At 64.0% G+C, this 13,989-nt stretch carries 14 protein-coding genes and 1 tRNA gene; 9 read left to right on the top strand and 6 right to left on the bottom strand.

All coding sequences use genetic code 11. The features are described from left to right. Positions 1-86 precede the first annotated feature (86 nt). Both GVL04_RS21770 and dcd read right to left on the bottom strand, forming a co-directional pair. Positions 87-1,028: an endonuclease domain-containing protein gene (locus GVL04_RS21770; protein WP_159708410.1), complete on the bottom strand. Its 942-nt coding sequence runs from the start codon at positions 1,026-1,028 to the stop codon at positions 87-89. A 153-nt stretch (positions 1,029-1,181) separates the two neighbouring features. After that, a complete protein-coding gene (dcd, locus tag GVL04_RS21765; protein ID WP_011776299.1) occupies positions 1,182-1,757 on the bottom strand; it encodes a dCTP deaminase in 576 nt (191 codons plus the stop codon). A gap of 140 nt (positions 1,758-1,897) precedes the next feature. Here dcd and GVL04_RS24745 point away from each other — a divergent pair, with 140 nt between their 5' ends. Beyond that, positions 1,898-3,814: a CAP domain-containing protein gene (locus GVL04_RS24745; protein ID WP_235036393.1), complete on the top strand. Its 1,917-nt coding sequence runs from the start codon at positions 1,898-1,900 to the stop codon at positions 3,812-3,814. Positions 3,815-3,817: 3 nt separating this feature from the next. Here the strand turns inward: GVL04_RS24745 and GVL04_RS21755 are convergent, their stop codons facing one another. Continuing rightward, positions 3,818-4,261 (bottom strand): hypothetical protein, encoded by a 444-nt coding sequence (locus GVL04_RS21755; protein ID WP_159708408.1) that lies wholly within the window; start codon positions 4,259-4,261, stop codon positions 3,818-3,820. Between the two features lie 263 nt (positions 4,262-4,524). Between GVL04_RS21755 and GVL04_RS21750 the strand changes: the two genes are divergently transcribed. The 5 genes from GVL04_RS21750 to GVL04_RS21735 all read left to right on the top strand — a co-directional run bounded on the left by GVL04_RS21750 (position 4,525) and on the right by GVL04_RS21735 (position 8,129). Beyond that, entirely contained in the window at positions 4,525-5,979 is a 1,455-nt protein-coding gene (locus tag GVL04_RS21750) for a D-alanyl-D-alanine carboxypeptidase family protein (protein WP_159708406.1), read from the top strand. 79 nt (positions 5,980-6,058) lie between these two features. After that, positions 6,059-6,129, top strand: a tRNA-Gly gene (locus GVL04_RS21745). 157 nt (positions 6,130-6,286) lie between these two features. Next, positions 6,287-6,748: a nuclear transport factor 2 family protein gene (locus GVL04_RS21740; RefSeq protein WP_159708404.1), complete on the top strand. Its 462-nt coding sequence runs from the start codon at positions 6,287-6,289 to the stop codon at positions 6,746-6,748. Between the two features lie 92 nt (positions 6,749-6,840). Further along, on the top strand, positions 6,841-6,975 hold the full coding sequence (locus tag GVL04_RS24850; protein ID WP_011776304.1) for a hypothetical protein: 135 nt from the start codon (positions 6,841-6,843) through the stop codon (positions 6,973-6,975). Continuing rightward, a complete protein-coding gene (locus GVL04_RS21735) occupies positions 6,972-8,129 on the top strand; it encodes a N(5)-(carboxyethyl)ornithine synthase (RefSeq protein ID WP_159708402.1) in 1,158 nt (385 codons plus the stop codon). The genes GVL04_RS24850 and GVL04_RS21735 overlap by 4 nt, the downstream gene beginning before the upstream one ends. A 66-nt stretch (positions 8,130-8,195) precedes the next feature. On the opposite strand, the gene GVL04_RS21730 is transcribed toward GVL04_RS21735, so the two are convergent. After that, positions 8,196-9,581 (bottom strand): MFS transporter, encoded by a 1,386-nt coding sequence (locus GVL04_RS21730; protein WP_159708400.1) that lies wholly within the window; start codon positions 9,579-9,581, stop codon positions 8,196-8,198. A gap of 166 nt (positions 9,582-9,747) precedes the next feature. Here GVL04_RS21730 and GVL04_RS21725 point away from each other — a divergent pair, with 166 nt between their 5' ends. The 3 genes from GVL04_RS21725 to GVL04_RS21715 all read left to right on the top strand — a co-directional run bounded on the left by GVL04_RS21725 (position 9,748) and on the right by GVL04_RS21715 (position 12,064). Continuing rightward, positions 9,748-10,602, top strand: coding sequence for a LysR substrate-binding domain-containing protein (locus tag GVL04_RS21725; protein ID WP_024818365.1), 855 nt, complete (start codon positions 9,748-9,750; stop codon positions 10,600-10,602). A 48-nt stretch (positions 10,603-10,650) separates the two neighbouring features. Next, positions 10,651-11,217, top strand: coding sequence for a GNAT family N-acetyltransferase (locus GVL04_RS21720; RefSeq protein WP_159708398.1), 567 nt, complete (start codon positions 10,651-10,653; stop codon positions 11,215-11,217). A 73-nt stretch (positions 11,218-11,290) separates the two neighbouring features. After that, positions 11,291-12,064, top strand: coding sequence for a sugar phosphate isomerase/epimerase (locus GVL04_RS21715; RefSeq protein ID WP_159708396.1), 774 nt, complete (start codon positions 11,291-11,293; stop codon positions 12,062-12,064). A 12-nt stretch (positions 12,065-12,076) separates the two neighbouring features. Here GVL04_RS21715 and GVL04_RS21710 read toward each other — a convergent pair whose 3' ends face one another. Both GVL04_RS21710 and GVL04_RS21705 read right to left on the bottom strand, forming a co-directional pair. Further along, the gene (locus tag GVL04_RS21710) at positions 12,077-12,841 is read right to left on the bottom strand and encodes an alpha/beta hydrolase (RefSeq protein ID WP_159708394.1); all 765 of its coding nucleotides are present in this window, start codon (positions 12,839-12,841) and stop codon (positions 12,077-12,079) included. Beyond that, positions 12,838-13,875, bottom strand: a complete 1,038-nt coding sequence (locus GVL04_RS21705) for a LacI family DNA-binding transcriptional regulator (protein ID WP_159708392.1) — start codon at positions 13,873-13,875, stop codon at positions 12,838-12,840. Before GVL04_RS21705 ends, GVL04_RS21710 begins: the two co-directional genes overlap by 4 nt. Positions 13,876-13,989 lie beyond the last annotated feature (114 nt).

Raw genomic sequence — 13,989 nt, 5'->3', positions numbered from 1 at the left:
CACCCCCACCGAGGGGCGACATCTCCCCCCCCACCCCCGCCGAGGGGCGACATCTCAGCCGAATGAAGCACCCAAAGAGGCGAGAGCTAACCCTTCGGCGACCAGCCACCCCGGATAAGAGCCTCCCGGATACGTCGAACAACTCCGTCGTATCCGCGCTCCCGTACTTGTTCCACCGTGATCACGACGGAGATCCAGCCGTTTGCTGCGAGCATGGCTTCGCGTCGGATGTCGGATTCCTTCTGTTCGGCACTGAGGTGATGGCCGCCGTCGTAATTGACCGCAACTTTGAAATCCGGAAAGGCGAGATCCGGCCACACGAGCTCGTGGCCCCAAGGGTCACACACAACGTAGCTCAGCACCGGTTCCGGTAAGAAGTCCCGGCCAATCGCGAGGCGAAGTCTGGTTTCCGGGACGGAATCTGCCCCGACCCTGGCCAACTCCAATGCCGCCCGCGCCTTCCGAATGCCACGCGCGCCGGCATGCCGATCGACTTGTGCCTTCAGGTCCTCGGCTGAGCAGAACGGCGTCCTGTTATGCCCGAAACTTCTTGTCTGGCTGCAAATGAAATGGTCCGCTGCTGCGACCAAGTCTTCGAATGGGAGCACCGCAGCGAGATCGAGCCACGTGCGGGCAGGAGTTGTGACAGGAATACCCTCCAATGTGCAGATGTCGGCGACGGACAGCACCATCCGGTGGCCCCGCACTCCCCTGCGTTGGGCCCGAAAGGAGCCGTCGGCCCTGGTCAGATGCACCAGAAAGTCCTGCTGCGCATCCCACGGCAGCGGACATCCCCACAGTCCGGCTGCGGTTTCACGGCAACAGACGGCCCCATCGCTTACCGCGGCGAGGAGCCGGGCCGTGTGCGCGGGGTCCTGCTCCTTGCCCCAGGGAACCCGGATGCCCCTGCTCGCAACACGGAGGTCACTGTTCCACGCACGATGCTCCGGCAGGCCGGCAGCACGTTGTTCGGCAAGCGTGAATGAGCGGCCTTGGAGCTCAATCGGAAGCGGCGGAGGAATCCTCATCAGCCATTGTTGGCACGTCCAAAGTGGGCCTTGGAGGTTACCCACAGTGTGGAGGACTAGTGGAGCCGGGACGGCCTAATCGAGGGGCGAGATCTCAGCCCTATCAGCCGCCGAAAGAGCCGAAAGCCAACCCCTCGACGAATAGAAGAAACGCTAGATGGACGTCCGGTGGAAATTCTGGTGGCTACGGCTGGCCGTCGGGCCGCGCTGGCCTTGGTAACGGTTGCCGTATTCACCGGAACCGTAGGGGTGCTCTGCCGAGGACGTCAGCCGGAAGAAGCACAGCTGGCCGATCTTCATGCCGGGCCACAGCTTGATGGGCAGGGTGGCTACGTTCGAGAGCTCCAACGTCACGTGGCCCGAGAACCCGGGGTCGATGAAGCCCGCCGTGGAGTGGGTCAGCAAGCCGAGCCGCCCCAGGGACGACTTTCCCTCAAGGCGAGCAGCGATGTCATCGGCAAGGCTGACGGTCTCGTACGTGGAGCCCAGGACGAACTCGCCCGGGTGCAGGATGAAGGGCTCGTCGCCTTCCACTTCCACCAGCCGGGTCAGCTCAGGCTGTTCCTCAGCGGGATCGATGTGGGCGTATTTGTGGTTGTCGAACAGCCGGAAAAACCGGTCAATCCGGACGTCCACGGAGGACGGCTGCACCATCGCGGGGTCGTACGGCTCAAGAACAATCCGTTGGGAGTCTATTTCGGCACGTATGTCGCGGTCAGAGATCAGCACAGCATCAAAAATACCCCATGCGTCCAACAGCCCTTGCATTGTCCGGGCCGCCCCGTGGGACTATAGTTCCCGGACATGTAGAACCGCGCCCGTACCTGGGGGCAACGAGCATTCGCGGGGTAATTGTGAAAAAACTGGCAGTGCCGGCCTCTATTGTGCTGGCCGGAGCGCTGGCCCTCTGCGTGGCCGCCTCCAGCCAGATCCTGCCGGCAACAGAGGCAGGCCCGGGTGGCGCCACCACTCCATCCGCCAGCGTTGAGTCCGGCCTGACCGCGCCTGAGTCAAGTACGACGCCGGACCCCTCACCTTCCGCGGGCGCCCCCGCGGCCGGCGAAGCATCCGACCCCAGCACCGTGCCGGCCCTGGAACACGGGACGGAAAGCGAAGCGCCGTCCAGACCCATCGCTGTGGATCCGGTCATTGAGACACCGCCACCGGTGCCGAATATCGGACCGTCGTGGGGGCCGGACGATCCTTCTACGGAAGGCACGGAAGCCCCGGGCACCAGCAACCCCGCTGTTCCCGATCCCGTGGACCCGGCACCCTCGCAGTCTGAGTCACCTGCCGCGATCCCGACGCCGTCAGCACCCGCCGTGGGACCACTCCCGTCAGGCTCGCTGTCGGCCTCGCCGTCGCCGACGCCGTCAGGCTCGCCGTCGGCCACACCGTCGGCAACACCAACACCCACCCCGAGCGCAGCCCCCAGCCCATCAGCGAGCCCGACACCGAGCACAACCCCTTTCCCCGGCAAAGCCCCAAGCGGCGATGCGAACCCGGACAACGGCGCCCTCGCGCTCCTCCCGGACAGCAACACAGCAGCCATCCTGACGGTATTCAACGCGATCAACAGCTACCGCGCTTCCCTCGGCCTGGCGCCGGTGAAGTACCACGCAACGGTCGCGGGCCTGGCCCAGGAATGGTCCAACAACATAGCGACGCGCGAGGTGATCCAGCACCGCGCCAATTTCTGGACAGATCCTCGTGCGCTCAATCCGAACAACGGCGCGGGCGAGGTCATTGCCGTCCGCTGGGACCGTGACGCTGCCCAGCTCGTTGAGTGGTGGAAGGGTTCCCCCGGGCACGATGCCCTGCTGCGTGATCCCCGCTTCAACGTCATGGGCATCGGCATCACGTACACGGACGGTAACTGGCAGACCACGCCCAACCGGTACACGCTGTGGGGTGTGGTGAACTTCTTTGGCTACACCACGCTTCCGGCCGGAACCACCACGGCGCCGGGCGGAACGGTCACGCCTCCCACTGATCCTGTGGGAGCCTGCCAACCAGGCGATAAGTTCCAACCTCCCACTGTCAACCTCAGCAGCGCCTCGATCAGGAGCGCGGCCGACCTCGTCTCCATCGGGGCTGATGGAACGGTGTATTCCTACCCCTCGCTGGGGAACGCGAAGTACGGCGCAGCGCGAAAGATCGGCATCGGTTTCACTGGGCTCAAGGAGCTGTTCGTTTCCGATTGGGATCGCGACGGCGTCTTCGATCTCATCGCCCAACGCACCGACGGGGCACTTCTGGTATACCCGGGCAGGCAAGCAGGCGGCTTCGGTTCACCTGGGGTCTTGGGCCATGGCTGGCAGTCCTTGAACATCGCCGTCGGCAACTGGTGTGCCAACAACCGGTTACCGCAGATTGTCGCCATGGATGCGTCCGGCGGTCTTTGGTTGTACAAGAACGCCGGGATGACGTACATCCGCTCGCAGGCCGCGATTGGTACCGGCAACAAGGCCGTCAGGCTCAGCATGGTGGACTACAACGCGGATGGTTTCCAGGATCTCCTGTCCGTGGAGCCCAACGGATCCCTGCGGTTGTACCGCGGCAGCGGGCTGGCGACGCCGAAGCAGGAAGCCAGGCCGGTAGTGGGCGCGGCATGGACGGACTATTCAGGCCTACGATCCCTCAAAGGTGTGACGGGCGCGGACACCACCGGCATCGCCGGCCTGGGCACCAATGGCGTACTGGAGTACTGGGACCTCACCTCTGGAAGGCTTACGACGCCGGTCGCCGTCGGCGGCGGGTGGAGCGGCTTCAAGCTCGCCCAATAGCGCCTACACCACCGAGCGCGACTCCATCACGGTTTTCAGCTGCTCCAGCTGTGCGACTTCACTTTCCATGGTCTTCTGGATCATGCTGTTCATCAGCTTCTGCAGGCCCTTGGGGTGGTATTCGAGGGCGAACCGGAGGCGCGTGGTTTGGCCTTCGGTGCTGAGGTAGTAGCCGCCTGTGGGCCGGGCCGGTCCTGCGACGACGGCAAAGCGTACTTCCGCGCCTGGCCGGGCTTCGGTGATCTGGAAATCGGCGGCGACGGGACGACCTCCGGGGCCGTTGATGGTCTGCTGGTACAGCGCACCCTTATGCCCACGAATGCCGGACCGCAGTGAGATGCTGCGGATCCCGGAGCGCCAGAGTGAGTTGTTCATGCCGTCCATGAGGAATCCGTAGACGGTCATGGCGTCCCTGCCTATCACCACTTCGTAGTCTGCAAAAGCCACGGAAACCTCTTTCGGCGTACGGTTCGAATGTCGTAGCCCGGTTCCCCATACGCTGCAGCTAACACCTTCAGAATAGTCAGCGGACACCCTGCGGGAACACATCGCAGACGAGCCTTGACCGAATGGTTATCTGGCGCTTCACAAAGTTACGGCTGACACAGTTCTGCCCGCGGGGTAGAGTTCCCGAGGCTGGCAAAAACCGAGTTGGGGGCGTTATGCGGGTTCTGGAACACCAAACTTTTGCAGGGAAAGCACGACGGCGGATGGCCGCGTGCGCTCTTTTCCTCGCCATGGCGGTGGCTGGCGGCGTCGTCACTGCGGTGCCCGCATCAGCAGCAGCGCCCACCGTGAAAGCAGCTGCCACAACGAAGGCAGCAATCCCTGCAACGGTGAATCCGCTGCCGGGCGTGGACCCTATCGGGGACCCTGCCAGCTTCTCCGTCCTGGTCAACAAGTCGCGACCGCTGAACCCGGCGGGCTACGCTCCGTCGGACCTCATCAATGCGCGCGGTTCGGGGCAGTACATGCGGGCCGAAGCCGCTGCGTGGCTCAATGGACTGTTCCAGGGCGCGGCTGACGCCGGCACGGGCGGCCTGTCGATCGTCAGTGGCTACCGTTCCTACGACACCCAAAGCCAGGTCTATTGGGGATACGTCAATGCCTACGGCCAGGCCTACGCCGACACCATCTCGGCCCGTCCCGGTTACAGCGAGCACCAGACCGGCCTCGCCATGGACATCGGCAATGCCGCGGGCTCGTGCGGGCTCAGCACCTGCTTCGGCGACACCGTAGCGGGTAGGTGGGTGGCCGCGAATGCCCACAAATACGGCTTCATTGTCCGCTACCCCAACGGCTACACGGGCACCACGGGATACAGCTACGAGCCATGGCATTTGCGCTATGTGGGCGTTGCCTTGGCCACCGATATGAACAGGCGCGGCTTCCCAACCCTGGAACATTACTTCGCGGGCAACACGGCAGCCGCGGCCAGCATCAAGTCCGGCGCGGACCTGGTGGCTGCCGACGCCTCGGGCCGTCTGCTGCGCTACCCCGCGACGGCGGCCGGCGGCTATTCTGGTGCCATCCAGATCGGCTCGGGCTGGTCCGGCTTGAAGCAGGGCTTCGTGGTGGACTGGGACATCGATGGCGTCTACGACATCCTGGCGCAATGGAACAACGGCATCCTCGGCGTGTATCGGGGCCTCCCGGGCGGCGGCTTCGCCAACCAGGTTGTTGTTGGCAACGGCGGCTGGGATCGCATGACCATCACCGTGGGTAAGTGGACGCACGCGCACGGCCGGCCCGGCGTCGTCGGCTACTTCCCTGACGGCGTGCTGCGCTACTACCCCAACACCTTCGGCGGCGCGCTCAGCGCTCCGCAAATTATTGGCAAGGGCTGGAACGGCATGGAGCTCACCATCGCCGACTGGGAAGGCGACGGCGCCAACGACATCCTGGCGAGGACGGGTTCGGGGTCGCTCATCAATTACCGCGGCGACGGTTGGGCCGGCTTCTACGGCCCGGCCACCACCGTTGGCACTGGCTGGCAGTACATGCGGGTCCTGGCCCCAAGCTTCGGACTGACCGGCGCCGGAACGCGCGGCATCACGGCACAGACCGCCGACGGCAACCTCTACAATTACGGACTCGGCCGGGGCCAGTGGACAACGTACCGCCAGGTGGGCTCCGGCTGGAACGGCCTGCAACTGTTCAAGTAAGCGGCCGACGCGCCTGTCATGAGCACCCCCGCAACTGCGCTAAGCTAGGACTCGCTCGGGGCGAATTTTCCCGGGCAGCGCGGGCGTAGCTCAATGGTAGAGCGCTAGCTTCCCAAGCTCGATACGCGGGTTCGATTCCCGTCGCCCGCTCAAGAAAACCCCGGATCCCAGGATCCGGGGTTTCTTTGCGTCCCGGGCATGAAACGTCCGACGGCGGTACTCGCCAAACAGGGCCGCGCACCCGTCGACCGGGAGGCTTCCCGAGCCTACACTCGTACGTACATCCACCTATCCGGGAGGTCCTCCAATGACTCTCACCGACGATGGTGAGGCGGGTCCGCTCGCCGTCATCAACCGCCTGCTGGAAGCCACGAACAAGCACGATCTGGAAAGCCTGGCGGCGTGCTTCGCGCCCGGCTACGTCAATGAAACACCGGCGCACCCCACACGGGGATTCACTGGCCGGGACACCATCCGCAGCAACTGGGAGCACCTGTTCACGGGTGTCCCGGACATCAAAGCGCATCTGCTCTCGCACAGCGTCAACGGCAGCACGATCTGGACCGAACTGCACTTGAAGGGCGCGTGGCGCGACGGTACCCCGCACGAGATGACCGGCGTCATCATCTTCGGCGTGGACGAGGGCATCATCAGCAGCGCCCGTTTCTACCTGGAGCCGGTGGAAAAGGTTGTGACCGTGGACGACACTGCCGATCGCGTGACTCACCGGGTGACGCATGGACGTCCGGCAGCAGAGCCGGCGCAATGACCCAAGCCCAGTGACCGAGGCCACTGCGCCTGCTTGCGAGGTGTATCGTCAGGAGTCAGGAGCCATTTCGGCTCCGCTCTAAGGGAGCCATCATGGGCGACAAATCACCGCGCCAAACCGCATCGAAGAAATCCAGTAAGTCCATCAAGGAAAAACGAGCGGATAAGCGGGCTTCCGAGTCCTCCGCCACCGAGGCCGCAAAACCCTCTACCGGCAACAAGAAGTGACCGGACCAACCGGCCAGCTGAGCATAGGCGTCCTTGCTACCTCGCTGAAACCCAACGAGCGGCGCCTGCCGATCCACCCGCAACATTTGGAGCGGATCGCTCCGGAAGTGCGCCAGCAACTACGTTTTGAGTTCGGCTACGGCGAACGCTTCGGTGTCCCGGACAGCAAGCTCGAATCGCTGGTGGGCGGGCTTGGCACGCGCCAGGAGTTGATTGCCACCAACGACGTCATTCTTCTGCCCAAGCCGCAGGCCCAGGACCTGGCCGAGCTCCGCGACGGCCAAACACTGTGGGGCTGGCCGCACTGCGTCCAGGACCGGGCCATCACCCAGTTGGCCATCGACAAGAAGCTCACGCTCATCGCCTTCGAGGCCATGAATCACTGGGCCGGCGATGGCGGGTTCGGCCTGCACGTTTTCCACAAGAACAATGAACTCGCGGGGTACTGCTCCGTGCTGCACGCCTTGGCGTTGACTGGTTCCACAGGCGACTACGGCCGCCGGCTGAGCGCTGTGGTGATTGGTTTCGGGGCAACTGCCCGCGGTGCCGTCACGGCGTTGAACGCGCATGGCGTCCACGATGTCCAGGTCCTGACCAACCGTGGCGTCGCCGCCGTCGGGTCACCCATTCATTCGGTGCGGATCGTGCAGTTCGACCATGACAGCAATGCACCGTTCCTCAGCGAAGTCATCACGAACAACGGGCGCAAGCCCCTGGCGCCGTTCCTCGCGGCAGCAGACATCGTGGTCAATTGCACACTGCAAGACCCGAACGCTCCGCTGACTTACCTGCGGACCGAGGACCTGACGGAGTTCAAGCCGGACAGCCTGATCGTGGACGTTTCCTGTGACGAAGGAATGGGGTTCAGCTGGGCCCGGACCACCACGTTCGACGAGCCGATGTTCCGTGTGGGCGGGCACGTCAACTACTACGCGGTGGACCACAGCCCGTCATACCTATGGAATTCAGCAAGCTGGGAGATTAGCGAGGCGTTGCTTCCCTTCCTGGACACTGTGGTTGCGGGACCGGCCGGGTGGGATGCGAACGAGACCATCTCCCGCGCCATCGAAATCCGCGACGGCGTCATCCGCAACCCGGACGTCCTGGAATTCCAAGGCCGCTCAGCGGAGTACCCGCACCTGGCGACTGCCTAAAGAAGCCAACGGTCTGACAATCCATCATTGAAGCGCCCGCGGTCCAACCGCGGGCGCTTCACTCGTTCAGGCCGCCTGCGGCTCCTGCACGATCCGCAGCACCCGCCGCCGGTCGCGCAGATCCACCTTGAGGTGGAGCGAGGACTTCCGGGCAAGTACGACGGCGACTACCGCAGCTGCGATGGCCGGCACACCGCCGGATACCAGAACGGCCAGATGCGGACCGAGGTGCTCGGCCAGCCAACCCATCATGGGACCACCGATGGCTTGGCCACCTATGAGCACCACGAGGTAGAGGCTCATGACGCGGCCGCGGATGCTCATGTTGGAACTGGTCTGCACCATTTGGTTGGCCGCGGTGAGGAACATGAGGCACCAGAATCCGGCGAGGACCATGGTGACGCTGAACCACACCATGGACGGCATCAGCGACGACGCGCAGAGCATGAGCCCGTACAACCCCGCCGACGTCACCACCGAGCGCAACCGAAGCTGACGACGCCGGGTGGACGCGACCGCTCCCGCGAGTGCACCGAGCGCGACCATGGCGTTCAGCAGTCCGTAGCCTCCGGCCCCGGCGTCGTACACGTGGTCCGCAAAGGCGGCCAGCAGCACTGGCAGGCTCATCGCGAAAACTGCCACGAAGCCGGCCATGAGCCACGGCCAGTAGATGGTGGGCTTGCTGAGCGCGTAATTGAGTCCCTCACGCAGCATCCCCTTCTTGCGGGGTGTCGGCTGGCTGAGGTGCAACTGGTCCTTGCGGAGGATCAGCAGCATGGCCACCGTGGAGCAGCACGCCACTGCATTGGCGGCGAAGGCCCATCCGGCGCCCACAGCCGTCAACAGCACGCCGGCAAGCGCCGGACCGATCAAGCCTCCCAGCTGGAAGGTTGTGGAGTTCACGCTGATGGCATTGCGCAAGTACTTGGGGCCGACGAGCTCGTTGACGAAGACCTGGCGGGCCGGCTGGTCCAGGACCGTCACGAAGCCCAGGGCGAGTGCGATGACGTAGACATGCCACACTTCGACGCGGCCACTCAGGGAAAGCACTGCCAACAGGGCTGCCAGCACAGCCGCCGCCGATTGACAGATGATGAGGATCTTGCGCTTGGCAAAGCGGTCGGCAATCATGCCGCCCCACGGACCCAGGAACAGTGAAGGCATGAACTGCAGCGCCACGGTAATGCCGACGGCGGTGACGGAACCGGAAAGCTGGAGCACCATCCAGTCCTGGGCGATGCGCTGCATCCAGATGGCGATCACGGCGATGAAGTGGCCGATCGCGAAGATCCTGAAGTTGGGGACCTTCAAGGAAATGAAAGTATGACGCCAGGGCAGCTTCTCGCTCACGACGGCGAGGGGCTGGGTGACGGTGTCCGGCGCCGGAGGGGCGGACAGGGAATCGATGACGGGCTGGCTGACGTTTGCCGCTGAAGGCGGTGGGGGTGCCAAAAGTAGTCCTCGGATCGAGAGTTTCGGTGGGATACGTTTAACGCTATGGTTGCCAGCAGCAATTATGGAAGCGTATTGCGCCTATAACTAGCATTGCGGAATGCAATGAGCTCTCTTCACTGGCGCAGTACTCCGGCCCGTCGCTGACCTGCGCTTTAGGAGTTCCGTGTTCGAACCTGTCCAGCTCCGTTCCTTTTTGGCCGTCGCGGAAACCTTGAGTTTCACCAAAGCGGCGGAGCGTCTTGGGCTGGCACAGCCCACTGTCAGCCAGCACGTCCGCAAGCTGGAAGCCGCCGCCAAACGGGTGCTGGTGGCCCGCGATACCCGCGAAGTCAGGCTGACGGACAACGGTGATGCAATGGCCGGTTTTGCCCGCAGCATCCTGGCCGCCCACGATTCCGCTGCCCGGTATTTTTCCGGCTCGGCCATGCGCGGGCGACTCCGTTTTGGCACCGCAGACGACCTCGCCATCACGGGTCTCCCCCGGATTCTCCGCGAGTTCCGGCAGTTGTACCCGCAGATCAACCTGGAGCTCACTGTCAGCCAAAGCGACCAGCTCTACAAACGGCTCAACGCCGGGCAACTGGATCTGGTGTTCGTGAAGTGGGTGGCCGGCGCCAAAGAAGGCACGGTGGTCAGGCATGACAACTTCGCTTGGGTGGGCGTCGAGCAGACCGTCCTCGAGCCCGGAGCCCCGGTCCCCCTCATCGCCTACCCTGCGCCCAGCCTCAGCCGAAAACTGGCCATCGATGCCCTCGAAGCAGAGGGCCGCACCTGGCGGATAACCTGCAGTACCAAGCAGATCAGCGGAGTGCTGGCGGCCGTGAGGGCTGGCATTGGAGTTGCCGTGATGCCCGCTTCCTTGGTGCCCGAGGACCTGAAAGTCATCACTCAGCGCTTCGGTCTGCCGCCCGTGGGGGACGTCGACTTCACCCTGATCCGCAACCCGCTGGCCAACGCAGAAGTCATCGATGCCCTGACGCAGGCCATCATGGGCAGGACGCTGAGTAAGTCGAATTAGTGGCTGGGCGTACCGGGCGCACTGTGTCGACCGTAGTACGCTCACCCAATGATTCACGCCGAGCTCACACGTCCGTCGTCAAGCCTCCATGCATCCTGGCTGGAGAGCTGGGACGAGTGGAGAACCCTCGATCAAGACGGCTCCGCGGCTTTTCTGGCAGCACGCTACGATTTGGACCTCCGCGAGGCCGGCGGCTTCGCCCGGTGGGTTCAACTGCTCCACGAAATGCCCGAGGAGGGCTTCCAGCCTCCGGAAGGCTTGGCCAAGCAAACTACCATCTGGGCGGTGGAGGGCGCCGCCTATCTGGGCTCCGTCAGCCTCAGGCACTCGTTGGTCAACGAGTATCTGATCGAAGTTGGCGGACATATTGGCTATGGAATCCGGCCCAGTGCCAGGGGGTACGGCCTGGCCAAGCTGGTCCTCAGGGGTGCCCTGCAGGAAGGGCGCGCGCTCGGGATGGAGCGCGTTATGGTGACCTGCAAGCAGCCCAATCTGGCGTCTGCGCGCACCATTGAGGCCTGCGGTGGCGTGCTTGAGTGCGTCCGCCCTCCTGAGAGTTTCGCATCGGAGCTGGGAGTGAGCGAACCGATCCGTCGATACTGGATCAACCTGTAGATAACGGCGTTCATTTTTGTTCAACAGGCGATACGCCCTTACCGGGTAAGCGCATTCCCGGTATCCTGTTGAGATGATCGACCTCACCACGCTGGCTGACCTCACGCCGGGCATTTGTTCCGTCACTCTTCGATCGCACGGGATTGACGACGTCGTCCGAATTTCCTCGGGCGCAGGCCTTGCCGGCATCGAGTGGGGCACTGACGTTCACGTCAGCGACGCGGAATCCGCCGCTCATGCCAAAGCCGTTACGGAAGCCGCGGGTCTCACGGTCCTCTCCATGGGTTCCTACTACCGGTGCGGGGCATTCGGGGATTTCGATCGCGTCCTGGACCTGGCCACAGGCCTCGGTGCTCCGAGGATCCGGGTATGGGCCGGGGAACTGGGCTCGGCCAGTGCAAGCGAAGAGCACTGGGACTCAGTGGTGAAGGATACCCAGCGCATAGCCGATCTAGCTGCCGAACGCGGGGTCGCCATCGCTTTCGAATACCACGGCAACACCCTCACCGACTCTCCCGCTACCACCTTGGACCTGTTGAACCGGGTGAACCACGCCAACGTCGGCACCTACTGGCAGCCCGCCGTCGGACTTTCCGACCGGCAGGCGCTGGAGTCCCTCCACGAAGTCCTCCCCCACATAGTTGGCGTCCACTGCTTCTCCTGGGGACCGGAAGCCGAGCGTTTTCCGCTGCGGAACCGGAAGCTGCTGTGGCAGACCGTGACCGATGTCCTGCGGGGTAATGGCAAGGATATGGACATCATGCTGGAGTTTGTCGAGGACGACCTCCCGGACAACGTGCTCAACGACGCCGCCTTCCTGCACACCATCACTTTGGGCGAGGACTAAGCGGGGCGAGGACTAAGCCCACATTCGGCTGAGCCAAGCGGCACACAGCCCCGTCCACTGATCAGCGCCGGGCGTTCCCGACGCAAGGCCAATGCCGTGAATGCCGCTCGGGAACACGTGCAACTCCGTGGCAGCTCCGGTCCTGCTGAGCGCAGCCGCGTAGGCGAGACTGTGGCTGACCGGGACGGCTTGGTCGTCGGCAGTGTGCCACAGGAAAGCGGGCGGCGTGGCAGGCGTGACGTGCAGTTCCGTTGACAACTCCCGTAGGACCTCCGGCCCGGCACCTACTCCGGCGAGATTGTCCACGGACCCCTGATGCACCGCGTCCACGAAGGAAATGACCGGATAGCAGAGGATACTGAGGTCCGGCACAGCGGCGGAAACGTCCAAGGCAGCATCGCCGGTGGACACCCCGACGGACAAGGTGGCAGCAAGGTGCCCGCCGGCCGAAAAGCCGAGGACACCCACACGCGACGGATCAACCTTTAGGCCATGTGCACCGGCACGAATCCACAGCATGGCCTGTTTCGCTGCAGCGAGCGGCGCCGGATGCCTGTCCGGAGCCACCGGATATCGCAGGACGAACGCATGGATCCCCAGTGAAGCAAGCCATTCAGCCACCGGTTCCGCTTCGTGGTCGGCCGTTTTCGCATATCCTCCGCCAGGAAGGACCAGGACGGCAGGCGCCGCTTCAGTGGAAGGCCCCGCCACACCGGAATGTCCGACGGCGGGAATCACCGTGAGCGCCCGGGGCGCCTGGCCGTGCCGTGGTGTCATACCTGCGATTCAACCGGAGTTTCAGTGCTGCGGCGGAGCTTGACCGCACCGCTGACGGGAGGAGTATCGGGATCGCCGGCAGCGAGCCGTCCAATGTCTTCGAGCGGCAGGTGGACGGTGGACAGGGCGGGCCGGAAGTCGCGCAGGGTTTCGATGTCATCAAAGCCGGCGATGGTGGCGTCGCGGGGAATCCACACGCCCTCCGGTCGAAGGGCGGCAGTGACTCCAATGGCCATGACGTCATTGACGGCGAAGATGCAGAGCCGCTCCTTGGAAGCCTTGATCCGTTCGGCAAGTGCAAGGCCGGCTTCGTACCCTCCGGCACGGTTGAAACCCGTGCGGATAACCTCGGCCGTCGGCCTGCCGGCATCCGCGAGCCCGCGCTGGAAACCGCGCACCCGGTCATCTGAGGTGTACAAGCCTTCAGGACCGGCGACGATCAGGAACGAACCTTCGTGCGTGGCGGCCAATTCAGCAGCAAGGCCGGCAGAGAGTTCCTCGTTGGGGACTTTCACCACGTGGTAACCCTCGTCCGTGGAGGCACCAACAACCGGGTGACCAACCACCCCCACGTGCCCGCCGTTGCGGCAGTAGCGGTCCAACTCGGCGGCCAGCTCAGTGTTTCCTTGCTTATCCTCGGTCCGTACCGAACGTGAACCGGCAATGACGATCGAGTCTGCGCGACGGGCGGCGAAGGCTGCCACGGCCTCTTTTTCATCCGCCGGAGCACCGGACGTGCTGGCCAGGAGCACCATGCGGTTCTGCTGGTGGGCCGCTTCCTGGACGCCGCGGGCGATAGCTGAGAAGTAGGGATCGGCGATGTCATGGACGATCAGGCCGATCAAGCCCGAACTCGACTTCGCGAGGGCCTGCGCCTGCGCGTTGGGAACGTAGCCGAGTTTGTCTGCTGCCTCGCGGACGCGCTCGGCAATGTCCTCCGCCGGCTTACGGGTAGAGCCGTTGAGGACCCGGGACGCAGTGGCCAGGGAAACCCCGGCCAATCGGGCAACTTCACTCAGTGTGCTGGCGGCCACGTGGGCCCTCCTTTTCTGCAAGCGTCGGGACTGGCGCTAAGGAAATTATGTCAGTCTTCCGACAGTTTTGGGAAAGCGCTTGCCAACCTGGCGCGCCATGGTGCATGATCGATT

This window comes from Arthrobacter sp. 18067 (assembly GCF_902706295.1).
Taxonomy (GTDB): Bacteria; Actinomycetota; Actinomycetes; order Actinomycetales; family Micrococcaceae; genus Arthrobacter.
The sequence above is the reverse complement of the archived record's forward strand: the minus strand, read 5'-3'. Positions and strand labels throughout refer to the sequence as shown.